19 protein-coding genes are annotated in these 23456 nt (G+C 67.5%); 3 read left to right on the forward strand and 16 right to left on the reverse strand.

Annotated features, from left to right (window positions below; genetic code table 11):
* Positions 1–21: 21 nt before the first annotated feature.
* The 5 genes from DOE79_RS05580 to DOE79_RS05600 form a co-directional block, all read right to left on the reverse strand.
* The gene (locus DOE79_RS05580; RefSeq protein ID WP_120340181.1) at positions 22–1317 is read right to left on the reverse strand and encodes a citrate synthase; all 1296 of its coding nucleotides are present in this window, start codon (positions 1315–1317) and stop codon (positions 22–24) included.
* A 302-nt stretch (positions 1318–1619) separates the two neighbouring features.
* On the reverse strand, positions 1620–1994 hold the full coding sequence (locus tag DOE79_RS05585; protein ID WP_120337636.1) for a hypothetical protein: 375 nt from the start codon (positions 1992–1994) through the stop codon (positions 1620–1622).
* Between the two features lie 116 nt (positions 1995–2110).
* A complete protein-coding gene (dapC, locus tag DOE79_RS05590; protein WP_120340182.1) occupies positions 2111–3184 on the reverse strand; it encodes a succinyldiaminopimelate transaminase in 1074 nt (357 codons plus the stop codon).
* A 38-nt stretch (positions 3185–3222) separates the two neighbouring features.
* Complete coding sequence (gene fdxA / locus DOE79_RS05595) at positions 3223–3546, reverse strand: ferredoxin (protein WP_066594116.1); 324 nt, start codon at positions 3544–3546, stop codon at positions 3223–3225.
* A gap of 36 nt (positions 3547–3582) precedes the next feature.
* Complete coding sequence (locus DOE79_RS05600; RefSeq protein WP_120337637.1) at positions 3583–4548, reverse strand: DUF6113 family protein; 966 nt, start codon at positions 4546–4548, stop codon at positions 3583–3585.
* A gap of 190 nt (positions 4549–4738) precedes the next feature.
* Between DOE79_RS05600 and efeU the strand changes: the two genes are divergently transcribed.
* From efeU to efeB, 3 genes are read left to right on the forward strand one after another with little or no spacing between them, the layout of a single operon-like run.
* On the forward strand, positions 4739–5596 hold the full coding sequence (efeU, locus tag DOE79_RS05605) for an iron uptake transporter permease EfeU (RefSeq protein ID WP_120337638.1): 858 nt from the start codon (positions 4739–4741) through the stop codon (positions 5594–5596).
* 32 nt (positions 5597–5628) lie between these two features.
* A complete protein-coding gene (gene efeO, locus DOE79_RS05610) occupies positions 5629–6798 on the forward strand; it encodes an iron uptake system protein EfeO (protein WP_120337639.1) in 1170 nt (389 codons plus the stop codon).
* Between the two features lie 13 nt (positions 6799–6811).
* Complete coding sequence (gene efeB / locus DOE79_RS05615; protein ID WP_120337640.1) at positions 6812–8128, forward strand: iron uptake transporter deferrochelatase/peroxidase subunit; 1317 nt, start codon at positions 6812–6814, stop codon at positions 8126–8128.
* 7 nt (positions 8129–8135) lie between these two features.
* Here the strand turns inward: efeB and DOE79_RS05620 are convergent, their stop codons facing one another.
* The 11 genes from DOE79_RS05620 to DOE79_RS05670 all read right to left on the reverse strand — a co-directional run bounded on the left by DOE79_RS05620 (position 8136) and on the right by DOE79_RS05670 (position 23167).
* Positions 8136–8477: a hypothetical protein gene (locus DOE79_RS05620; RefSeq protein ID WP_120337641.1), complete on the reverse strand. Its 342-nt coding sequence runs from the start codon at positions 8475–8477 to the stop codon at positions 8136–8138.
* 233 nt (positions 8478–8710) lie between these two features.
* Entirely contained in the window at positions 8711–10621 is a 1911-nt protein-coding gene (gene typA, locus DOE79_RS05625; RefSeq protein WP_120337642.1) for a translational GTPase TypA, read from the reverse strand.
* Positions 10622–10917: 296 nt separating this feature from the next.
* Positions 10918–12612, reverse strand: coding sequence for an ABC transporter family substrate-binding protein (locus tag DOE79_RS05630; RefSeq protein WP_120337643.1), 1695 nt, complete (start codon positions 12610–12612; stop codon positions 10918–10920).
* Positions 12613–12686: 74 nt separating this feature from the next.
* Positions 12687–14834 (reverse strand): ABC transporter ATP-binding protein, encoded by a 2148-nt coding sequence (locus tag DOE79_RS05635; protein WP_425455714.1) that lies wholly within the window; start codon positions 14832–14834, stop codon positions 12687–12689.
* Positions 14835–14913: 79 nt separating this feature from the next.
* Positions 14914–15849 (reverse strand): ABC transporter permease, encoded by a 936-nt coding sequence (locus tag DOE79_RS05640; RefSeq protein ID WP_120337644.1) that lies wholly within the window; start codon positions 15847–15849, stop codon positions 14914–14916.
* A 1-nt stretch (position 15850) separates the two neighbouring features.
* Entirely contained in the window at positions 15851–16834 is a 984-nt protein-coding gene (locus DOE79_RS05645) for an ABC transporter permease (RefSeq protein ID WP_120337645.1), read from the reverse strand.
* 315 nt (positions 16835–17149) lie between these two features.
* Positions 17150–17758 carry a PH domain-containing protein gene (locus tag DOE79_RS05650; RefSeq protein ID WP_120337646.1) on the reverse strand — a complete coding sequence of 203 codons (609 nt, stop codon included), beginning with the start codon at positions 17756–17758 and terminating at the stop codon, positions 17150–17152.
* Positions 17759–17826: 68 nt separating this feature from the next.
* Positions 17827–19575, reverse strand: coding sequence for an ABC transporter ATP-binding protein (locus tag DOE79_RS05655; RefSeq protein ID WP_120337647.1), 1749 nt, complete (start codon positions 19573–19575; stop codon positions 17827–17829).
* The gene (locus tag DOE79_RS05660) at positions 19572–20513 is read right to left on the reverse strand and encodes an ABC transporter permease (RefSeq protein WP_120337648.1); all 942 of its coding nucleotides are present in this window, start codon (positions 20511–20513) and stop codon (positions 19572–19574) included. Before DOE79_RS05660 ends, DOE79_RS05655 begins: the two co-directional genes overlap by 4 nt.
* Positions 20503–21432, reverse strand: a complete 930-nt coding sequence (locus DOE79_RS05665; protein ID WP_120337649.1) for an ABC transporter permease — start codon at positions 21430–21432, stop codon at positions 20503–20505. The genes DOE79_RS05660 and DOE79_RS05665 overlap by 11 nt, the downstream gene beginning before the upstream one ends.
* Positions 21433–21547: 115 nt before the next feature.
* Entirely contained in the window at positions 21548–23167 is a 1620-nt protein-coding gene (locus DOE79_RS05670) for a peptide ABC transporter substrate-binding protein (protein WP_120337650.1), read from the reverse strand.
* Positions 23168–23456: the final 289 nt, after the last annotated feature.

Genomic DNA, 23456 nt, shown 5'->3' on the forward strand with positions numbered 1-23456 from the left:
CTTTTCTGGCAGGTCGCGAGGCTAGGCGCGGGGGTAGTCGCGCGCGACCGCTCCCGTGTAGAGCTGCTGGGGGCGACCGATCTTGGTGGTCGGGTCCAGGTTCATCTCGCGCCAGTGCGCGATCCACCCGGGCAGCCGGCCGATGGCGAACAGCACCGTGAACATCCGCGGCGGGAAGCCCATGGCCTTGTAGATCACGCCGGTGTAGAAGTCCACATTGGGGTAGAGCTTGCGTTCCTTGAAATAGTCGTCATTGAGCGCGATGAACTCGAGCTCCTTGGCGATGTCGAGCAGGTCGTCCTTCACGCCCAGGGCCTCGAGCACGGCGTCGGCGCTCTCCTTGACGAGTTTGGCGCGCGGGTCGTAGTTCTTGTAGACCCGGTGGCCGAAGCCCATCAGGCGCACGCCGGCTTCCTTGTTCTTGACGCGTTCGACGTACTTCTGCACGCCTTCGCCGGAGGCCTTGATGTCGCTGAGCATGGTGAGAACGGCCTCGTTGGCGCCGCCGTGCAGCGGGCCGGAGAGGGCGTTGATGCCGCCGGAGACCGAGGCGAACAGGTTGGCCTCGGTGGAGCCGACCAGGCGCACGGCCGAGGTGGAGGCGTTCTGCTCGTGGTCCTCATGCAGCATCAGCAGGCGTTCGAGCGCCTTGCTCACGACGGGGTTCACCACATACGGCTCGGCGAGGGTACCGAAGTTGAGCTTGATGAAGTTGTCCACGAAGCTCAGCGAGTTGTCCGGGTAGAGGAATGCGTGCCCGATGCTCTTCTTGTGCGCGTACGCCGCCATCACCGGCAGCTTGGCGAGCAGGCGGATCATCGACAACTCGACCTGTTCGGGGTCCTTGGGGTCCAGCGAGTCCTGGTAGTAGGTCGACAGGGCCGAGACGCCGGCGGAGAGCACCGACATCGGGTGCGCGTTGTGCGGCAGGGCGTCGTAGAAGCGGCGCAGGTCTTCGTGCAGCAGGGTGTGCCGACGGATGCGGGTGTCGAACCCGCTGAGTTCGCTCTCGGTGGGCAGCTCGCCGTAGATCAGCAGCCAGGCGGTTTCGAGGAAGCTCGAGTTCTGGGCGATCTGCTCGATCGGGTAGCCGCGGTAGCGGAGGATCCCGTGCTCGCCGTCGATGTACGTGATGGCTGACTTCGTTGCCGCCGTGTTCACGAATCCGGAGTCGAACGTGGTGAAACCGGTCTGCTTGGTCAGCGTCGCGATATCGATGCTGGACGGGCCGTCAGTGCTGCCCAGGATGGGGAACTGTGCCGATCCACCCGGATAGGTCAGAGTGGCCGTCTGCGGGCCCTGTACGGCCCGGTCGATGAACTGCGGCTCATTGGATGGTGTTCGCTGCGCGACGTCGCTCACGGCGCCTCCCTGGATTTCAAAGCCTTTCGGCTGTTGGTCTGTGGCGGTCCGCCGCAGCACGCTCGTGGTGCTTGGCAACGATAACCCGCCTACAGCCTATTCCGCCGAGGGGCATACTGTTGCATCCGCCAACATCGCACCGCTCCTGTTGGCACTCCGCTACAGCCCGGACCGCCCCGCGGACACTACGCGCGCGGGCGCGTTGCCGCATCGAAAATCGCTAGGGCCGAAAGGCCCCAACCACGGTCGTCGGCGTCTCAGGCCTGGGCGAGAGCGAGCGCGTAGCCGTAGGCCTCTTCGAGCATCTCACTCCATCGGCCCACCCCGGCCTCGGCCGGAAACCGCGCCCACTCGCGCATCGTGCGGGCCCCCATCACGACGGGTCGTCCCGCGTGTTGGTCGACCAGATGGCGCACTCGCGGTTCGGGAAGCTTGACGACGAGGTCGCCGTTGCGGCCGATGAAGGCGAACATCCGGCCGCGCACCCGCAGGCCGTCGCCGTTGAACATCCGCCCCTGGGTCACGGGAGGCCGCGCAGGCAGCTCGGAGACGAGGTCGTACAGGGCCGCGACGCCTGCGGCGTACGCGTCGACGGGTACGCCGCCACCGTCCAGCTCGATGCTGTCAGCCATGCCCCCAGCCTAAGCAGCCCGGCGGTGAGCACAACTCCAGCAGAATCCCACCGGGGTGGGTCATCGCAAGCGGAATTACGGTATCCGCCGGGTGCCCGCCCAGGGAATTGCGGGAGTTACGCAGCCCAGGCGCGGAGACGGGCGGCGGCAGCGTTGATGCGTTCGTCGGTGGCGGTGAGGGAGAACCGCACGTGCTCGGGGAAGAAGTCGCCGTAGAACGGGCCGGGGCCGGCCAGGATGCCCAGCTCGGCGAGCTGCCGGATCGAGTCCCAGGCGTCGACGCCGGCTGTCGCCCAGAGGTACAGGCCTGCCTCGCTGTTCTCGATCGTGAAGCCCGCGGCCGTGAGCGCGGGTAGCAGCACCTCACGGCGGGCCCGGTACAGCCGGCGCTGCCTGGCGACATGCTCGTCGTCACCGAGGGCCGCCACCATGGCGGCCTGCAGCGGGGCGGGCAGCATGAGGCCGGCGTGCTTCCGCACGGTGAGCAGACGGCCGAGCACGGCGTCGCAGCCGGCGGCGAACGCGCCGCGGTAGCCGGCCATGTTGGACTGCTTGCTCAACGAGTAGATGGCCACGACGTCGCGGTTGTCGCCGTCGGTCACGCGAGGGTCCAGGATGCTGGGGATCGCCTCGGCGTCCCACGGCGCGTCCCAGCCGAGTTCGGCGTAGCACTCGTCGTTGACGATCACGGCGCCCAGCTCCCGGGCGCGCGCCACCGCGGCACGGAGGTACGCGACGTTCAGCACCCGTCCGTCGGGGTTGCCGGGGCTGTTCAACCAGACGAGTTTCGTCGTCGCCGGCCACTCGGCGGGGTCATCGGACGCCAACGCATCCGCCCCGGCCATCGCCGCGCCGATCGCGTAGGTGGGGTAGGCGGCCCTGGGGTGCACGATGGTGTCGCCCTCCCCCAGTCCCAGCATGAACGGCAGCAGCGCCACGAGCTCCTTGGAGCCGATGGTGGGCAGCACGTTCTGCTCGGTCAGCCCGGCCACACCGCGGCGGCGGGCATACCAGTCGATGATGGCGTGCTGCAGGGCCGGGGTGCCGGTGGTCTGCGGGTAGGCGTGCGCATCCGTCGCGTGGGCCAAGGCGGCCTGCACGACGGGCGGGGTCGCGTCGACGGGCGAGCCGATCGACAGGTCGACGATTCCGTCGGCGTGGGACCTGGCCTGCTGCGCGAACGGCAGCATCTGGTCCCACGGGTAGTCGGGAAGCGGCTTCAGCACGTCTAGTGCTGGACCTGGGGCGGCAGCACCGAGATCACCGGGTGATCCTTGGCGATCACACCCACCTTGGCGGCGCCGCCGGGCGAGCCGATGTCGTCGAAGAACTCGACGTTGGCCTTGTAGTAGTCGGCCCACTGCTCGGGCAGGTCGTCTTCGTAGTAGATGGCCTCGACGGGGCAGACGGGCTCGCAGGCCCCACAGTCCACGCACTCGTCGGGGTGGATGTAGAGGGAGCGTTCACCCTCGTAGATGCAGTCGACGGGACATTCGTCGACGCAGGCACGGTCTTTAACGTCCACGCAGGGCAGGGCGATCACATACGTCACAGTGGCGGAATTCCCTTCACGAACTAAGTGGCCAGTCTACGCCGTCGGTGCTCTGGCGGGAATTCGGGGCCACGCGAGAACGAGCGCGGCGACCAGTGCGGGAACTATCGTCCACACCGAGCCGAGCACCCCGGCAGGCACGAGTACCGAGCCGCCCGTGCTGCGCAGCGACAGCAGGAAGACCGTGAGCAGCAGGCCGACAGCCGCCGCGCCCACCACCAGGCGGTCACCGACCACCAGGCGCAGGCCGAGCAGCAGCGAACCCGCGGCCAGCAACGCCAGGACCAGCCCGATCGGCACCGTGACCGACGCGAGCGAGAACGTGGTCTGGTGGGCCACTGTGCCCAGCACCCCGAAGAGCACACCGGCGGCCAGCCCCATCAGGGTGGCGAGCACCCGCGTGGCCCTGGTGGGTGGCTCCGGGTCGGACGGATGCGGCACCGCAGGTCCCCGCAGGAAGGTCTCGGTGCCCGTGACGAGCACTTCGCTGCCATCGCCGGGGCACACAACGCGACCGTCGACGGCCCAGCGGTTCGGGTAGGCGGCCAGCGCGTGCAGCTTGCGGTCCACCTGGTCGCTCACGTCGACCGCGGTGAGGCGGTGCCCCGTCGACTGGGAGACCCGGCTGCTGAGGAACACCGGCACCCCGTGGTCCCCCGCGGCATCGATGGCTGCCTGGCGGAGGTCGCGGTCGGCGGCGCCGACGACGACGGCTGTGGCCTGCGCCTCTGTCAGGGCCGCGCCAAGCACGTCCCTGGTGTCCACCTCCGGCCGGGCGGTCAGCACCCGCCACCGCGCAGGGTCGGTCTCGCCGAGCGCGGTGCGGGCGGCCGTGACGGCGGCGGCATCCGGCACGCGCTCCGCCAGCACCGCCCCGAACAGAACCGTCACCTCGGCATCGTCGTCGAGGAGCCTTGCGATCGTGCCGCCCGTGAGCAGGGCCTCGTCGCCGGGGGCATCCACCACGAAGACCACCCGTTCGCCGCTTCCGGACATGACCATGGGTGACTCCTGTGCACAAAACGGGCGCGGAACGCCGGCGGACGGGGACAACGTACGGTGCAGAACGCCGGCCGTGATTCTGTGAAAATCCTAGCTGGACACGCCCGTGCATCTTCCGTAGAGTGAGTGGGTAAGGTAAGCCTTACCATCGTTCGACATTCCAACTCATCCTCGACGACCGGGAAGCACCGTGCTCGCAAACTACCTGATCGGCCTGCGTGAAGGCCTCGAAGCCGCGCTGATCGTGACGATCCTGATCGCCTATGTGGTCAAGATCGGCCGCCGCGACGTGCTGCCCCGTCTCTGGACCGGTGTCGGCCTGGCCGTCCTGCTGGCGCTCCTGCTGGGCGCCATCCTCACCTTCGGCACCTACGGGCTGAGCTTCGCCGCCCAGGAGACCATCGGCGGACTGCTCTCCATCATCGCCACCGGCCTGGTCACCTGGATGGTGTTCTGGATGCTGCGCACCGCCCGCGACCTCAAGGGCCACCTGCACGGCAGCATCGACAAGCACCTGGTCGGCACCGGCATGGGCCTGGTGCTCGTCGCCTTCCTCGCCGTCGGCCGCGAGGGCATCGAGACCGCCCTGTTCATCTGGGCGGCCGTGCAGGCCACCGGCGAGACGACCCTGCCGCTGATCGGCGCGAGCCTGGGCATCCTCACGGCCGTCGGCCTGGGCTGGCTCATCTACGCGGGCATGCTCAAGATCAACCTGAGCCGGTTCTTCACCTGGACCGGCGCCATTCTCATCGTGGTCGCCGCCGGGGTGCTCTCCTACGGCGTGCACGACCTGCAGGAAGCCGGCATCCTGCCCGGACTGAACGCCCTCGCGTTCAACGTCTCGGCCGTGATCCCGCCGGACAGCTGGTACGGCACCCTGCTCAAGGGCACCCTCAATTTCTCGCCGGCCACCACCTGGCTCGAACTGGCCGCGTGGCTCGCCTACCTGGTGCCCACGCTCACGCTCTTCATCGTGAAGAGCCGCACCACGACCCCGGCCCGCGCCGCGGCCCCCCGGCAGACCGCCTCCGCGGTCGCCGCCCACTGACCCCTCCCCTGCCCTCCCTCCTAAGGACACCCATGCGCGCCCGCTTCCTCCCCCTCGTCGCCGCCTCCGCCGGCGCCCTGCTCGCCCTCACCGGCTGCGTGGCCAACGCCGGTTCCACCGGTGGCTCCGGCCAGGCCCTCACCGTCGACAGCAGCGCGGATGCCTGCACGGTGTCGGCCGCCGAAGCGCCCGCGGGCAACGTCAGCTTCAAGGTCACCAACTCGGGCGACCAGGTCACCGAGTTCTACCTGCTCGCCGAAGACGGCCTGCGCATCGTGGGAGAGGCCGAGAACATCGGCCCGGGCCTCAGCCGCGACCTCGTGGTGCAGCTCGCCGCCGGCAGCTACATCACCAGCTGCAAGCCCGGCATGACCGGCGACGGCATCGACAAGACCACGTTCACCGTCACCGATTCCGGCGACGATGTGGTGGTGGACGCCGACCTGGACGCCCAGGTCGAGGTCGCCAACACCAACTACGCGGCCTACGTGCGCGACCAGGTCGCCCAGCTCCTCACCGGCACCCAGGCTTTCGCCGACGCCTACGTCGCCAACGACGACGACACGGCGCGTGCCCTGTACGCGGCCACCCGGGCGCACTGGGAGCGCGTGGAGACCGTGGCCGAATCGTTCGGCGACCTGGACCCGCAGCTCGACCTCCGCGAAGCGGACCTCGAAGAGGGCCAGGACTGGACCGGCTGGCACGCCATCGAGAAGGACCTCTGGCCTGCCGAGGCCGAGGCCGGCTTCGCCGCCTACACGCCCGAACAGCGCCGGAATCTGGCCGACCTGCTCGTGGCCGACACCACCACACTGAACGAGAAGGTGCAGGACCTCAGCTTCACGCTGTCGCAGCAGACCAACGGCGCCATCGGGCTGCTCGACGAGGTCGCAACCGGCAAGGTCACCGGGGAGGAGGAGTTCTGGTCGCACACCGACCTCTGGGACTTCCAGGCCAACATCGACGGCGCCAAGGTGCTCTACGACGGCGTGCGGGACATCCTGGTCGAGGAAGACCCCGACCTGGCCACCAAGCTGGACACCGAGTTCGCTTCACTGCAGAAGCTCCTCGACGCCCAGCGCGTCGGCGACGGCTTCACTCTGTACACCGACCTGAGCCCTGCCGAGATCAAGGCTTTCGCCGACCAGGTGAACGCCCTGGGCGAGCCGCTCAACCAGCTCACCGCTACGCTCGTCCTCTAACGAAGACCAGCAGATGACCGACTCCCCTCAGCTGACACCGGATGCGCAGACACCGGATGCGCCGGCACCCCGCGGGCTGTCCCGGCGCGGCCTGCTCGGCCTCGCGGGGGCTGGCGTCGCCGGACTCGGCCTGGGCTTCGCCGGCGACCGGGCGGTGACCGCGGCCATGGCCTCCGCCGCCGAGACGGCGGCGACGGCCGTGTACCCGTTCTACGGGAAGCACCAGGCCGGCATCCTCACCCCGGCGCAGGACCGGCTGCACTTCGCCGCGTTCGACGTGACCGACGGCACCAGCCGGGCGGACCTGGTCGAACTGCTGCAGGACTGGAGCGTCGCGGCGGCGGCGATGACCGCCGGCCTGGACATCGGCGACTACGGCGCGGTCAGCGGCCCGTACGACGCCCCGCCAGAGGACACCGGCGAGGCCGTCGGTCTCCCCGCGGCGGGCCTCACGATCACCTTCGGGTTCGGCCCCAGCCTGTTCCGCACCGCGGCCGGCGTCGACCGGTTCGGGCTGGCCGCCCGGCAGCCTGCCGACCTGGTGGATCTCCCGCACTTCCCGGGCGACATGCTCGACGACGCCCGGAGCGGCGGCGACCTGTGCATCCAGGCCTGCGCCAACGATCCGCAGATCGCGGTGCACGCCATCCGCAACCTCTCCCGCATCGCCTTCGGCCGGGCCGCGCTGCGGTGGTCCCAGCTCGGTTTCGGGCGCACCTCGTCCACAAGCACCAGCCAGGCCACCCCGCGCAACCTCTTCGGCTTCAAGGACGGCACCGCCAACATCAAGGCCGAAGAACCCGCCGCGGCCACGGAGCACCTCTGGGTGGGCTCGACGGACGGACCCGCCTGGCTGGCCGGCGGCTCCTACCTGGTGGCGCGGCGCATCCGCATGACCATCGAAACGTGGGACCGCAGCAGCCTGCGCGAGCAGGAGAAGGTGATCGGCCGCACCAAAGGCGAAGGCGCCCCGCTGTCGGGAGGGACCGAGTTCACCGAGCCCGACTTCGAGATCGCGGGCCGGGGAGACCTGCCGCTGATCGACGAGGCCTCACATGTGCGGCTGGCGCACCCCACCCAGAACGACGGGATCCGGATCCTCCGCCGCGGGTACAACTTCGTCGACGGCAACGACTCGCTCGGCCGGTTGGACGCGGGCCTGTTCTTCATCAGCTTCCAGCGCACGCCACAGAGCTTCTCGACCGTGCAGCTCAACCTGGCCAGGCACGACGCCATGAACGAGTACCTCAAGCACGTCGGCTCGGCGCTCTTCGCAGTGCCGCCCGGCGCCGCCACGGGCAGCTACGTGGGAGCGCCCCTCTTCGCCTGACCGGGAGTCAGGCGGGCGCCACCGTGTAGAGCACGCCGTCGGGGGTGCCGGCGATGGTCACCCGGAACGAGGCGTTCTTCAGCGACTCCACACCGACGTCGCCCACGTTCGCCGAGGTGCTGGTGTCAGCCTCGAACCCGGCGTCCACGAGCATCTGCTTCGCGTCGGCCAGCGGGTCGCTCGCGCTGGAGGCGATGGTGACGACCCAGCCCTGGTCGCCGTTGGTGGTGTTCCCCGCACCGAACTTGATCTCGCCATCGATCACGGGGATCTCCTCCGGCCAGCCGTCCGGCAGCGCACCGCCCAGGCTCACGTCACCGTCGGTGGCACCCTGCACGGCCCCGTTCACGGCATCCTGCACCTACGCGTCGGAGCAGCCCGCCAGCGCCGGGCCGACGGCCAGCAGCGCAGCCAAGGCCAGCGCCATCCGCAGCGGCCTGGTCATGGTCGTGGTTCCAGTGCTCATTCGTGTCCTCGTGTTCGTCGGTGCCCCTGATGGGCCGGTACGGCTCATGAAAAAACCGCAGGCACCCCGCGCCGGATAGCCGGAACAGGATGCCTGCGGTCAGATGATGCTGTGGACTAGTTCGCGTCCTGCTTCTTCAGGCGCGACACGTTGCGCTGACGAGCGGATGCGGCGAGCTCGACCTTGCGGATACGAACGACGGCGGGGGTGACCTCGACGCACTCGTCTTCGCGGGCGAATTCCAGGCACTGCTCAAGGGTGAGCTGCTTGGACGGCGTCATCGACTCGAACGTGTCGGAGGTGGACTGACGCATGTTGGTCAGCTTCTTCTCCTTGGTGATGTTCACGTCCATGTCGTCGCCGCGCGAGTTCTCGCCGATGACCATGCCCTCGTAGACCTCTTCGGTCGGGTTCACGAAGAACTGCATGCGCTCCTGCAGGGCGATGATCGCGAACGGCGTGACAACACCGGCGCGGTCGGCCACGATGGAGCCGTTGGTGCGGGTGTTGATGGTGCCGGCCCAGGCTTCGTAGCCGTGGAAGATCGCGTTGGCGATACCGGTACCGCGGGTGTCCGTGAGGAACTCGGTGCGGAAGCCGATCAGGCCGCGCGACGGAACGATGAATTCCATGCGGACCCAGCCGGTGCCGTGGTTCGCCATGTTCTCCATGCGACCCTTGCGGGCGGCGAGGAGCTGCGTGATCGCACCGAGGTACTCTTCGGGCGAGTCGATGGTGAGGTGCTCGTACGGCTCGTGGATCTTGCCGTCGACACGCTTGACAACCACCTGCGGCTTGCCGACGGTGAGCTCGAAGCCCTCACGACGCATCTGCTCGACCAGGATGGCGAGAGCGAGCTCGCCACGGCCCTGGACTTCCCAGGCGTCCGGACGGCCGATGTCGAGGACGCGGAGCGAGACGTTACCGACGAGCTCCTTGTCGAGACGGTCCTTGACCATGCGGGCGGTGAGCTTGTGGCCCTTGACCTTGCCGATGAGCGGCGAGGTGTTGGTGCCGATGGTCATCGAGATGGCCGGGTCGTCGACCGTGATGGTCGGCAGCGGGCGCACGTCGTCGGGGTCGGCGAGGGTCTCACCGATGGTGATGTCGGGGAATCCGGCGACGGCGACGATGTCACCGGGGCCGGCGCTCTCGGCCGGGTAGCGGTCGAGGGCCTTGGTGATCATGAGCTCGGTCACGCGCACGTTGGAGACGGTGCCGTCGTGCTTGACCCAGGCCACGGTCTGGCCCTTCTTGATGGTGCCCTGGAAGATGCGCAGCAGTGCGAGGCGGCCGAGGAACGGCGAGGAGTCGAGGTTGGTGACCCAGGCCTGCAGCGGGTGCTCGTCGTCGTAGACGGGAGCGGGGATGTGCTGGAGGATCGCTTCGAACAGCGGCTCGAGGTCGTCGTTGTCGGGCAGCGCGCCGTTGTCGGGCTTGTTCAGGCTGGCAGCGCCGGCGCGGCCGGAGGCGTAGACGACCGGCACGTTCAGGACCAGGTCGAGGTCGAGGTCGGGCACGTCGTCGGCCATGTCGGAGGCGAGGCCGAGGAGCAGGTCCTGGCTCTCTTCGACGACCTCATCGATACGCGCGTCGGGGCGGTCGGTCTTGTTGACCAGGAGGATCACCGGCAGGTGCGCCTCGAGCGCCTTGCGCAGCACGAAGCGGGTCTGCGGCAGCGGGCCCTCGGACGCGTCGACGAGGAGCACGACACCGTCGACCATGGACAGGCCGCGCTCGACCTCGCCACCGAAGTCGGCGTGGCCGGGGGTGTCGATCACGTTGATGGTGATGGGGCCGTCGGTGGCGTGGATGCCCTTGTACGAGATCGCCGTGTTCTTGGCGAGGATCGTGATGCCCTTTTCACGCTCGAGCTCGTTGGAGTCCATCGCGCGCTCTTCGGTGTGCGAGTGCTCGGCGAAGGAGTTCGTCTGCTGCAACATCGCGTCGACCAGGGTCGTCTTGCCGTGGTCAACGTGGGCAACGATTGCAACATTCCGGAGGTTATTGCGGGTAGCAATCGCCATAAAAATAGATCCTTACGAAGAATGGATGCCGCGGAAAATCGCATGCGGCGCAGAGTGGATGAGTGGGGTCACTATGGACCCAAGGGTCTATGCTACCGTACTCGGCCCTGTTCCCGTCGGGCGGGGGCCGATCACTCCTCTATACAGTGCGTGCCGGGCTGTTGAACCGCCGGCGAATTGACGCAGACCGGGCCGCCGGGTCTCGACAGACTCGGCCAATGACGGATGGGGCGCGGCCTCGGCCACGCCCCATCCTCAGGCACATGCCGGCTGGCGCCGGCTGCCGCTCCTGTTGCTTACTCGGCCCAGCCCACCACGGTCCAGTCGACCGACTGGAACTGCTTGGCACCGTAGTTGACCAGTCCGGCCTTGACGGCGTAGACGTTCGGCAGCGGTGCGAGCGGCACGATCGGCACGTAGGCGGCGAGCACCTTGTCGATCTTGTCGGCGATCTTCAGCCGGGCATCGGGGTCGAGTTCGGCGTTGGCCTGGTCGAACAGGTCGGCCAGCGAGTCGTCGGTGATGCCGGTGAAGTTCGACTCGGAGTCGACCGGGGAGAACAGCGCTTCGGTCGACGAGATCGGGAACGCGGTGCCCTGCCAGGAGAAGCTCGTCATCTCGTAGTCCCCCGGGATGATGTAGTCCGAGAAGTACTTGGCGGCGGGAACCTCGTCGAGTTCGACGGTCACGCCCACATCCTTGAGGTCGGCCTGCACCTGCACGGCGCGCTGCTTGTTCGTCGGGGTCTCGGCGGGAACGGTGATCGACAGGGTCAGTGCCTTGCCGTCCTTCTCGCGCAGGCCCTTGTCGTTGAGCTTGTAGCCGGCCTCGTCGAAGAGCTTGCCGGCGGCGTCCACGTCGAAGCCGATGGCGGCACCCACGTTGTCCTCGTAACCCTTCTGGCCGGGCATGAAGATGTAGCTGCCCTGCGTGGTGGCGGGAACGCCCACTGGGGTGTTAGCCGATTCGGAGATCAGTTCCCGATTCACCGCGTGCCCGATGGCCTGGCGCACCTTGACGTCGGCGAGCGGGCCCTTGGAGCCGTTCATGGTGACGTGCGTCCAGGTGAGACCGCCGGATGCCTGGATCTCGGCATCCGTGCGCTTCTTGGCGGTCTGGTAGGCATCGGCGTTGGACGAGATGTAGAGAACATCGGTCTCAGAGTTGCCGAAGGCCGTGGCCTGAGTGCCGCCGTCGATGACCTTCACGATGATGGTGTCGAGCTTGGGCGTCTCGCCCCACCAGACGGGGTTGCGCACCAGCGTGACGACCTGGCCTGAGGTGTCGATGTTGGAGATCATGAACGGGCCGGACGACGGCAGCGGCGCACTGGTGTAGCCCTCATTGAACGCTGCCGGGGTTGCGGCCACGGCTGCGGGGAGCACGCCGGGCTCACCGACGAAGATGGACTGCCAGTCGGCGGTGATCTTGTCGAAGGTCACCGTGAAGTCGAAGTCGGTGTCGGTGCGTTCGATGGCTGTGATGTCCTCGAAGACAGCCGTGGACGCCGGGAGATATTCCTCGTTGCTCCCGTTCATCGCCTGCCAGGTGGCGACCCAGTCCTTGTAGGTGATGGGGGTGCCGTCCTCCCACACTGCGTCGGGATTCAGCTTGATCTCCACGACCTGGGGGTCGTCGCTGATGACCTCTGCCGAGACCGCGTAGTCGGGGTTGAGCTCGGGAGTACCGTCCTCGGCGATTCGGAACGGCCCACCGGTGGTCGGCAGGATGGTGTTCAGACTGTCGACCTCATTGCCGTCGACTTCGTAGGTATTCCAGTTCACCGGCATGGCGTTGATGGCCAGGTTGAGGGTGCCGCCGTCGGACACGTCCGCGGCGTCGGCAACGGTCCAGGCCGTGCTGGGCAGTTCCTCGGCGGGGCCGGAACTGGAGGTGTCCGTGGCGGTGTTGCCTGGTGCGCAGGCGGTGAGCAGTAGGGCAGACGCACTCAGAACGGCGACTGCCGCCAATGCGGTGTTTCTACGACGCATAGCGATTCTCCTTCTTATCTTGGTGACGGGCTGTGCTTGCTGTGTGTTCGTGCGGGTGGGACGGTCGGAAAAGTTCAGGGGGCGACGGCCAAGGCCGAGTCGACGATCGTGTTGCGGTCGACGTGGTGGCAGGCCGTCTCGACGCCATGGTGGGCGACCAGCGGCGGGTCATCGGTGGCGCAGCGCAACTGAGCGGCCGGATCGAGCACCCGGTAGAGCGGGCACCGGGTGCGGAAGTTGCAGCCGGTGATCTCCTCCGTGGGGCTGGGCAGGTCGCCCTCGAGGAGCACCCGGGTGCGGCTGCGTTCGATCTCCGGGTCGGGGATCGGCGCCGCCGAGATGAGCGCCTGGGTATACGGATGCCGCGGGTGCGCGAACACCTCGGCGACGGGACCGTACTCCACGATGCGGCCGAGGTACATCACGGCCACGGTGTCGGCGATCTGCCGCACGATGGCCAGGTCGTGCGCCACGAACAGGTAGGAGAGGCCCAACCGTTCCTTGAGGTCTTCGAGGAGGTTGATCACGCCGGCCTGGATCGACACGTCCAGGGCCGACACCGGTTCGTCGAGCACCACGAGCCGCGGGTTGGTGGCCAGGGCGCGGGCTATGCCGATGCGCTGCCGCTGGCCGCCGGAGAACTCGTGCGGGTAGCGGTCGGCCATCTGCGGATCCAGCCCGACGAGGTCGAGGAGTTCCTGCACCCGGGCGCGGCGGTCGGCCCGGCCGACCCCGTGCACGGTGAGCGGTTCAGCGATCACCTCGCCGATCGGCAGCCGGGGGTCGATCGCGGCCATCGGGTCCTGGAAGACGATCTGCACGTCCTTGCGCAGTCGCAGGCGATCGGCCCGGCTCGCCGTGCCGATGTCGGTGCCGTCGATCAGGATGCGCCCGGCCTGCGGCTTGGCCATCTCGAGGATCTCGAGGATGGTGGTGGACTTGCCGCACCCCGACTCGCCGACCAGGCCGAGGGTCTGGCCGGGCTGGATCGAGAACGAGACGCCGTCGACGGCCCGCACCGTGCCGATGCGCCGGGAGAACAGACCGCCGTTGGTGAGCGGGAAGTGCCGTTTGAGGCCGGTGACCTCGAGCACAGGAGCCTGCGCGTCCGGCCGCACGGCGTGCTGAACGTCCAGTGGTTCGGGGCGGGGGAAGACGTCGGCGCGGGTGAGCCGCCCTGAGGCGATCTCGTCAGCACGGTGACAGGCGGCCACGTGAGCGCCGCCGTTCGGCAGCACTCCTTCCGGGTCCGTGCCGGGCGGCACCGCCACGGGCACTGTGGTGCCGCTGACGAACGCGCCGTGCGCGGCGAGCAACGGTTCCACCTCGCGGCAGACGTCGAGTGCGATGGGGCAGCGGGCGGCGAACGGGCATCCGGGCGGCAGCGCGGTGAGCGACGGCGGTCGCCCCTCGAGGGGGACGAGCCGCTGAGTGCCGGCGGTCTGCATATTGGGAACGGAGCGCAGCAGTCCGATCGAGTAGGGCATGTGCGGCTCAGAGAACACATCGGCCGTGCTGCCGTTCTCCACCAGCTTGCCGGCATACATCACGGCGATACGGTCGGCATGGCCGGCGACGACGCCCAGGTCGTGGGTGATCAGCACCACGGCGGCCCCGGTGAGCTCCTTGGCCTTCTCGAGCACCTCGAGGATCTGGGCCTGGATGGTCACGTCAAGGGCGGTGGTCGGCTCGTCGGCCACGATGAGCTTGGGGTCGTTCGCGATCGACATGGCGATCATGGCGCGCTGGCGCATCCCGCCGGAGAATTCGTGCGGGAACGCCTTGGCCCGGCGCTCAGGCGCGGGAATGCCGACCACGGTGAGCAGCTCGACGGCGCGGGCCCTGGCAGCCTGCTTGCTCAGCGCCGAGTCGTGGAGCAGCAGGGCCTCGGCGATCTGGTCCCCCACCGTGTAGACGGGGGTGAGCGCCGAGAGCGGGTCCTGGAAGATCATCGAGATGTCGCGACCGCGGAGCCCGGAGAGCTGGCGGTCGTTCATCTCCAGCAGCCGGTGGCCGTCGAAGTCGATGGTTCCGGAAATCACCGCCGAACTGGGCAGCAGTCCCATCAGCGCCAGGGACGATACCGACTTGCCCGAACCGGACTCCCCCACGATGCCGAGGAATTCGCCCGCGTGCACGTCGTAGCTGATCCCGCGCACGGCATTCACCGGCGGGCCGCTCCGCTGCGGGAAGGTGACCGAGAGGTTCCGGACCTGCAGCAGCGGACTGCCGCGCCGGGCGGGCCCGGCGCGGTCGGCGGCGGGCACGGGAGCAGTGGCCGACACGGACGGGGTCACGGGTTCAGTCACGGTTCACTCCCGAGGTGGGGTCGACGGCGTCGCGCAGCGCGTCGCCGATCAGGCTGACGGCGAAGAGGGTGACGATGAGCACCCCGGCAGGGAAGACGAACAGCCACGGCCGGGTGACGGCCGCACCGGTGCCCTCCGACAGGAGCGTGCCCAGTGACACATCGGGGGCGCGGATGCCGAAGCCGAAGTAGCTCAGGCTGGTCTCGGCCATGATCATCGCCACCACGCCCAGGGTCGCGTCGATGATCAGCAGCGACGCCACGTTCGGGATGATGTGGCGGGCCAGGATGGTGCGCATCGGCACGCCCATGAACCGGGCCGCCTTCACGAAGTCGCGGCCACGCAGCGACCGGGTCTGGGACCGCACCACCTGGGCCATGATCATCCAGCTGAATCCGGCGAGGAACACCGTGAGGAACACCCAGGAGAGGTCCTTGAACAGGGGGCTCAGGATGACCAGCAGGATGAACGACGGCAGCACGAGGAGCAGGTTGATCAGCCAGACCAGTACGCCGTCGACGATGCCGCCCACGTAGCCGGCCACCGATCCGACCACGGCGGCGATGAGAGTGCCGAGCGGCCCGGCGATGAGGCCGATGACCAAGGATTTCTGGAGGCCGATGAGGGTCTGGGCGTAGATGTCCTGGCCGATGTTGTTGGTGCCGAACCAGTGCAGCTGGGTGGGTCCCATGCCCATGTTGAGCGGGTCACGGCTGAACGCGTCGACCGGGTAGAGCAACGGCCCGAGCACAGCCCAGAGCACGATGGCCGTCATCGCGATCGCGCCGATCCAGAATCGGGGCGTGTGCGCCAGACGGTTCCAGATCAGCCGGCCCCGCGAGAGCGGCTTGGGGGCCAGGGACACGGTGGTCGGTTCGGGTTCGGGTCCGGCGGCGAGGGTGGCGCTGGCGCCTTCGGCAATCGACATTTCAGTTCCTCACCCGGGGGTCGAGTGCTGCGTAGAGAATTTCGGACAGGGTCGAGGAGAACAGCACGAGCACCGCCAGGAACAGGGTGGATCCGGCGACGGCGTTGATGTCGCTCTGGGTGATGGCCTGGAGAGTGAACTCGCCCATGCCGTGGAAGGAGAAGACGATCTCGAGCATGATCGAGCCCGAGACCAGGGTGCCGAAGCTGTAGGCGAAGAACGTCGACATGGGGATGAGCGCCACGCGCACCCCGTGGCGCACCAGCGCCGAGTTGCGCGAGCGGCCCTTCGACCGCGCGGTGCGGATGTAGTCGGACGCCAGCACATCCAGCATCACGCTGCGCTGGTACCGGGAGTAGCTGGCGGCACCGGTGAGCACTAGGGCGATGGTCGGCAGCAGCAGGTGCACACCCCTGTCCACGAGCAGGTCCCACCAGGACCCGGTGAGCCCCGCCGAGTACGAACCGGTGAACGTGATGAGCTGTTGGCCCACGGCGCCGTTGAGCATCGTCGCCCCGATCATGAGCAACACGCCGATCACGAAGGTCGGGGTGGCGAACACCAGGTAGGACCCGTAGGTCACGGCCTGGTCGCTCAGGGAGTACTGCTTGACCGCACCCCACACGCCGAGCACCACACCGAGGATCGCGCCGAGGATGGACCCGAGCAGGAGCAGCTGCAGGCTGACCCCGGAGCGCGTGACGATCTCGGCGACGACGGACCGGCCGCCGACGGTCTCCCCCAGGGACCCCTGGGTGACCAGCGTGACGATCCAGTGCCACAGCCGCTCCAGAACGGGCACATCGGGGTTCACGCCCAGGCCGTTCAGGATGTTCTCGACGACCTGCGCGCTCGGCTGCGGGTTACGGCCGTAGTACTTGGCCGCGGGGTCGAGCGCGAGGCTGGCGATCACGTACGCGAGGCAGGTCGCGATGGCGGAGAGGATGAAGTAATTGACGAAACGACGCAGGGTGTAGAAGACCATGTCAGGCCGTACCTGCCGCTACAGCCGGGCCGACCGCCGGAGTGCGCACAGAGAATGCGATGTGAGCGTTGCAGCGACGGATGCGCCGGACACGGAAAAAAGGCTGGTGCGAATCACAATGTTCCCCTCAGCTCCCCCCAGGAGAAGCACAGTGCAGACCAGAGCGCCGATGCTCCGCAGGTGTTGAGGAGAGCCTAGGCGTGCGTTCAGGGCGAATTCGCAGCAAACGTTCTTTTCGCACGAAATTGCCGCGTTTCGGTGGATTGAGCATGAAATCTTCGTGAACACGGACGGTATCCGCCGTTTGCCCGTGGACTAACCAGTGAAGAGAAGCTGGCTGAGCGCGGCGACGGCCATCGCCGCGGCGAGACCCAGCGTCATCCAGTGCGGTTTCCGGTCGAGCCGGGCCGTGACCGACGAATCCGCCGGCCGGCGCGCCGCGTCGGCATACTGCGCCCTGTGCGCCTCGATCACGCGGTGGGCCACCGTGACTCCGGGTGGCCGGCTCCCGCGCCGCGCCGCGGGCCGGCCGCTCCGATCGACCGCCGCTGGGCCCCGCGGCTCTGCGGCGGTGGGCGCGCCCCAGCACCGGATGCGCCGCCCGTCCGCGGTCTCCACGGCCACCAGGAATCGCGCCGTCACGTCGGCGACCAGCTCCCAGGGCACCTCGTACGTGACAAGCGGGTTGACCACCGTGATGCCGCCGGCGTGCAGCCGGATGCCCGGCCGGAGGAAGACCTCCACGGCCAGGCAGGTGACGAGCACCAGGGCGGGCAGCGCCAGGACGGCCACGTCCCAGCGGCCGCGCAGGAGCGCATCCGCCAGCAGCACCGCGACAAGGGCAAGAAGGGCCAGGCCCACCCCGACGGACGTCCGGGCGCGGAGGACGACCCCCTGGCGGGGCGTCGGCACTCTCCGGCTCACGGTCGGTCCTCTCCTTCACGACGACTGCCCCCCGGCCGGAGCCGAGGGGCAGTGCTGACCAACCGGGCCTAGCGGCCGAACTGGAAGTTACCGCCGGGGATGGCGGCGAGCAGTTCCTGCGTATAGGCCTGCTGCGGGCTGTCGAAGACGGCGTCGGTCGACGCGGCCTCCACGATGCGGCCCTTCTGCATGACGCACACGTTGTCGGCCACCAGACGCACCACCGCGAGGTCGTGCGTGATGAACAGGTAGGTCAGGCCGAGTTCGGTCTGCAGTTCGGTGAGCAGGTTCAGAACCTGGCCCTGCACGAGCACGTCGAGAGCCGACACGGCCTCGTCGAGCACGAGCACATCGGGCTTGAGCGCGAGTGCCCGAGCGATGGCGATGCGCTGGCGCTGTCCACCGGACAGCTCACTCGGGTAGCGGTACCTGGATGCCCACGGCAGGGAGACCTGCTCGAGCAGCTCCTTGACCCGCTCCTGGCGTTCCTTGCTCGTGCCCACGCCGTGCGCCAGCAGCGGTTCGGCGATGGTGTTGCCCACGTTGTACTGCGGGTCGAGGGAGCCGTACGGGTCCTGGAACACAGGCTGCACACGGCGGCGGAACTTGAGCAGTTCCTTGCCCTTGAGGCCGGCGACATCCTGGCCGTCGAACTCGATCGCGCCGCTGGTGATGCTTTCCAGCTGCAGGATGAGCTTCGCCACGGTGGACTTGCCCGAACCGGACTCGCCCACGAGAGCCGTGGTGGTGCCCTTCTGGATGCCGAAGGACACGCCGTCGACGGCGCGGAGCTCGTCGGTGCGCAGGCCCTTCTTGCGGATCCGGTACACCTTGGAGATGTCCTTGACCGAGATCAGGTCCTTGACCGGGGCAGCGTTCTCACGTTCGGCCGCCCGGGCGACGAGGGTGTCGTCGAGCGAGCCGCCGCCGAAGATCTCGGCGTCGTCGGCACCGGCGTGCTTGGCCGACTGGATGCGGCGGGACGCCAGGCTCGGCGCCGCGGACACCAGGCGCTGCGTGTACGGGTGCTGCGGGTTGGCGAGGATCTCCTGGGACGGGCCGGATTCGACGACCTTGCCCTTGTACATCACGACGAGCTGTTCGGCCCGCTCCGCGGCGAGGCCGAGGTCGTGCGTGATGAACAGCACGCTGGTGCCGTAGTCGCGGGTGAGGGTGCCGAGGTGGTCGAGGATCTGACGCTGCACGGTCACGTCGAGCGCCGAGGTGGGCTCGTCGGCGATGAGCAGCTTGGGGCGGGCCGAGAGCCCGATACCGATCAGCACCCGCTGGCGCATGCCGCCGGAGAACTGGTGCGGGTACTGCTTGAGACGATCCGCGGCGTCGCTGAGGCCGGCTTCCTGCAGCACCTGGATGGTGCGGGCGCGCGCTTCCTTGCCCTGGGCGAGGCCATTGGCCTTGATGGCCTCCTCCACCTGGAAGCCGATGTTCCACACCGGGTTGAGGTTGGACATCGGGTCCTGGGGCACGTAGCCGATCAGGTTTCCGCGAACGGCCTGGATCTCCTTGGCGCTCAGTTTGGTGAGGTCGCGGCCCTCGAACAGGACCTGGCCGCCGGTGACCTTGCCGGCTCCGGGGAGCAGGTCGATGATCGCCTGTGCGGTTGTGGTCTTGCCCGAACCGGACTCCCCCACGATGGCCAGCGTCTGGCCGGCGTACAGGGTGAGGTCCACGCCGCGCACGGCAGGAACCAGGCCGCGCTGGGTCTGGAAGGCGACCTCGAGGTCGCGGATCTGCAGCAGCGGCTGCTCGTCCTTGCCGACGTTCTCGGGGGTGGTGTCAAGAAGTGTCTGGCTCATCGAGTCGCCCTCGCCGTCGGGTCAAGCGCATCGCGCAGAATGTCGCCGAGCATCAGGAACGCGAGCACCGTGATGGACAGGGCGGCCGCCGGGTACAGGAGCACCTGCGGGCTGGTCACAATGGAGGTCTGCGCCGTGCCGATGTCGTTACCCCACGACATGACGCTCGGCGGCAGTCCGATACCCAGGAACGACAGCGTCGCCTCGGCGACGATGAACGTACCGAGCGACACCGTGGCGATGACGATGACCGGGGCGATCGCGTTCGGCACGACGTGGCGCAGCAGGATGCGGAACTTCGACACACCGAGAGCCGTGGAGGCCATCACGTAGTCGGAGTTCGACGCCGACAGCACCGCACCGCGCATGATGCGGGCGATCTGGGGCCAGGCGAAGACCGACAGCACGAAGGCCACAGTTGTGGGCGTCGCGGTCGGCAGAACCGACATCAGCACGATGGCGCCGAGCACGGTGGGGATGGCGAAGAAGATGTCGCCGATCCGCGAGACGACGGCGTCGAGCCAGCCACCGTAGTAGCCCGCGAGGGCTCCCACGATGATGCCGAAGAGGGTCACGATGCTGGCTGCGAGCAGTCCCACCGTGACCGAGGCCTGGGTTCCCCAGATAGTGCGCGAGTACACGTCGCAGCCCTGGCGGTTGAACCCGAACGGGTGACCGGCAGCCGGGTCGCCGTTGCTGTTGCTCAGGTCGCAGGCACGTGGGTCGACCTGGGTGAAGATCGTGGGGAACAGCGCGACGACCACGATGAGGAGGATCAGCACGGCCGATACCCAGAAGGTGGGACGGCGGCGCATCGACTCCCAGGCATCCGCCCAGGTGCTGCGTGCCTTCTCGTTCTCGTCGAGACGGTCGACTGCGGCTACCGGGGTGTCTTCCAGTGCCGCGACGAAGTGGGCCTGGCCAGGCTTATTTTGCATAACGAATCCTTGGGTCCAGAGCTGCGTACAGCAGGTCGACGAGCAGGTTGGCCACCACGAAGATGACAACCATGACCGCGATGAATGACACCACGGTCGTGCTCTCACCGAGCTTGATGGCCTTGAAGACCGTGCCGCCGACTCCGTTGATGTTGAAGATTCCCTCGGTCACGATCGCACCGACCATGAGCGAACCGAGGTCCACGCCCAGGAAGGTCACAACGGGAACGAGGGAGTTGCGCAGCACGTGCACGGTGACGACCCGGCGGCGGGACAGGCCCTTGGCCGTTGCGGTGCGAACAAAATCGGCATTGAGATTGTCGGCGACGCTGGCCCGGGTGAGGCGCACGATGTAGGCGAACGAGACGGATGCGAGCACGATGGCCGGCAGCACGAGCTCGCCCCAGGGGGCTTCTCCGCTGACCGTGGTGCGGAACCAGCCGAGCTGCACGCCGAACACCAGCCGCAGCACGAAGCCGACCACGAAGGTCGGAACGCTGATCAGGAGCAGGCTGACGACGAGGGCACTGGCGTCGAACAGCTTGCCCTTGCGCAGGCCCGCGATGAGGCCGACGAGGATGCCGAAGAAGGCCTCGAACGCGAGCGCCAGCATGGCCAGGCGGAAAGTGATGGGGAAGGCGTGTGCCATGACGTCGGACACTGCTCGACCGGAATAGGTCGTGCCCAGGTCACCCTGGAAGAAGTTCCCGATGTACAGCAGGTACTGCACGATGAACGGCTTGTCGAGGTTGTACTGCGCTCGAAGCTGCTCGAGGACCGCCGCCGATGGCTGGCGATCACCGAATAGTGCGGCAATGGGATCGCCCGGGAGCGAGAACACCATGAAGTAAATAAGAAAAGTGGCCCCGAAGAACACGGGGATCATTTGGAGGATGCGCCTGCCTGTGTACCACAGCATCAGGTGAGCTCCGTAAATCTTCTATACATGAGGGTCGCAATCACTGAATGAGTCTAGTCAGTGCAATGTCCGGGGCTTGACGCCCCGGACATTGCACTGCGGTGTGAACTAGGAATTAACCCTTGGTGATCTGGTAGTACAGCGGAACCGAGTCCCAGCCGAACGTGACGTCGTTGACGCCGTCAGCCCAGACTCCGACCACGTTGGAGTACCACAGCGGGACGGTCGGAAGGTCCTTGAGCAGAACCTCCTGAGCTTCCTGGTACTTCTTGGTGGCGTCGGCGACGTTGTCAGCAGCGGCACCCTCCTTGAGCAGGGTGTCGAACTCAGTGCTGCTGTAGCCCTCGTAGTTGTTTCCGGCACCGGTCTGGTACAGCGGCGCGAGGAAGTTGTACATCGACGGGTAGTCGGCCTGCCATCCGGCGCGGGTGGCACCGGTCAGCTTGTCGGTCTTGCGGTCGTCCAACGCGGCGGCGAAGGTCGGGTACGGCTTGCCGACGGCGTTGATGCCGAGGGTGTTCTTGATGCTGTTGGTCACAGCGTCGACCCAGGCCTGGTGGCCACCGTCGGAGTTGTAGGCGATGTCGAACGTGGTGTCTCCGTAGGGAGCGATCGCGTCGGCTTCCTTCCACAGCTTCACGGCTTCATCGGGGTTGTACTCGAGGACGTCGGCACCCTTGAGGGCGTCGGAGTAGCCGTCGATGACCGGGGAGGTGAAGTCGGTGGCCGGCGTGCGGGTGCCCTGGAAGATGACGTCCGTGATCTGAGCGCGGTCGATCGACATCGAGATGGCTGCACGACGCAGCTTGCCCTCGTCGCCGCTCCAGTGCTCGAGGTAGTACGGCATGTTGAACGCCTGGAAGATGGCGGCCGGCTGGTTGACCGAGCGGTCACCGAACTCGTCAGCGTAGGTCTCGAAGGCGGAGTCCGGAACGGCGTCCAGCACGTCGAGGTTGCCGCCCTGCACGTCCGCGTACGCGGCGTCCTGGGTGGCGTAGAAGATGATGTCCAGGCCACCGTTGACGGGCGTGCGAACACCCTTGTAGTCGGGGTTGGTGATCAGGTTGATGCCCTCGTCGTGGACCCAGGCGCCCTCTTCGGCCAGCATGTACGGGCCGTTGCCGATCGGGTTCTCACCGAAGGCGGCCATGTCGTCGTACGCGGCGCTCGGCAGCGGCATGAAGGCCGTGTAGCCCAGGCGCAGCGGCCAGTCGGCTTCGGGGGAAGCCAGCTCGACGGTGAAGGTGGTGTCGTCGACGACCTTGAGGCCGGTCAGTTCGCTGTCCGCCTCGGCGTTGAAGCCGGCGATGTCGTCGAAGAAGTATGCTGCGGCCTGGCCGTTGCTGAAGAGCGCGCCGTAGTTCCAGGCGTCCACGAAGGAGGAGGACGTGACAGCTTCACCGTTGGTGAAGGTCCAGCCGTCGTTGAGCGTGACGGTCCAGTTGGTGGCGTCATCGGACTCGATCGACTTGGCGACCTCGTTCTCGGTGGAACCGTCGGACTTGTAGGAGACCAGACCGGCGAACATCGAGGTGAGGATCTTGCCACCACCGGTTTCCGTGGTGTTGGTCGGGATCAGCGGGAACTGCGGCTCGCTGCCGTTCGTGCTGATGATCGCGGACGAGTCGCCGGTCGAGGCGGCCGGTTCGTCGTTCGAGGTCGCGCAACCGGTGAGCGCGAGCGCGCTCACCGAAATCAGCGCGAGGGCGCTCAGGCCCATACGGGATCTCTTCAAAATTCCTCCTGTGCAAAGGGTTGGCATCGCGCACGGTTTGTGGCCATAGCGGTGCGTAGTTACCAAAACCCTAGGTTTGTCTGAGTCCAGGTGCAAAACGTGGCGGTAAACGTTACACAGGAGTAACTTACGGCGCACGATTCTTGCGCAACGATGCGTTTATCCACACTTATCTGCGACCCATGCGAAGATCTCTCACGATACTTGGGACTAAGGTCCCGAGAGGCTGTGCAAGCGGTTTCAGCCGGCGCACGATGCCGGTGCGACCGGCCGGTCGGGCGGCCATCGG

Origin of the sequence: Cryobacterium soli (assembly GCF_003611035.1) — a bacterium.
In the GTDB taxonomy this organism is placed as follows: domain Bacteria; phylum Actinomycetota; class Actinomycetes; order Actinomycetales; family Microbacteriaceae; genus Cryobacterium; species Cryobacterium soli.

Excerpts from the sequence above, each read along its gene's own strand:
- DOE79_RS05585 (WP_120337636.1), bottom strand. The coding sequence starts at position 1,994 with ATGGCTGACAGCATCGAGCTGGACGGTGGCGGCGTACCCGTCGACGCG.
- dapC (WP_120340182.1), bottom strand. The coding sequence starts at position 3,184 with ATGCTGCCGTTCGCGCAGCAGGCCAGGTCCCACGCCGACGGAATCGTC.
- DOE79_RS05600 (WP_120337637.1), bottom strand. The coding sequence starts at position 4,548 with ATGGTCATGTCCGGAAGCGGCGAACGGGTGGTCTTCGTGGTGGATGCC.
- efeO (WP_120337639.1), top strand. The coding sequence starts at position 5,629 with ATGCGCGCCCGCTTCCTCCCCCTCGTCGCCGCCTCCGCCGGCGCCCTG.
- efeB (WP_120337640.1), top strand. The coding sequence starts at position 6,812 with ATGACCGACTCCCCTCAGCTGACACCGGATGCGCAGACACCGGATGCG.
- typA (WP_120337642.1), bottom strand. The coding sequence starts at position 10,621 with ATGGCGATTGCTACCCGCAATAACCTCCGGAATGTTGCAATCGTTGCC.
- DOE79_RS05630 (WP_120337643.1), bottom strand. The coding sequence starts at position 12,612 with ATGCGTCGTAGAAACACCGCATTGGCGGCAGTCGCCGTTCTGAGTGCG.
- DOE79_RS05640 (WP_120337644.1), bottom strand. The coding sequence starts at position 15,849 with ATGTCGATTGCCGAAGGCGCCAGCGCCACCCTCGCCGCCGGACCCGAA.
- DOE79_RS05645 (WP_120337645.1), bottom strand. The coding sequence starts at position 16,834 with ATGGTCTTCTACACCCTGCGTCGTTTCGTCAATTACTTCATCCTCTCC.
- DOE79_RS05655 (WP_120337647.1), bottom strand. The coding sequence starts at position 19,575 with ATGAGCCAGACACTTCTTGACACCACCCCCGAGAACGTCGGCAAGGAC.
- DOE79_RS05660 (WP_120337648.1), bottom strand. The coding sequence starts at position 20,513 with ATGCAAAATAAGCCTGGCCAGGCCCACTTCGTCGCGGCACTGGAAGAC.
- DOE79_RS05665 (WP_120337649.1), bottom strand. The coding sequence starts at position 21,432 with ATGCTGTGGTACACAGGCAGGCGCATCCTCCAAATGATCCCCGTGTTC.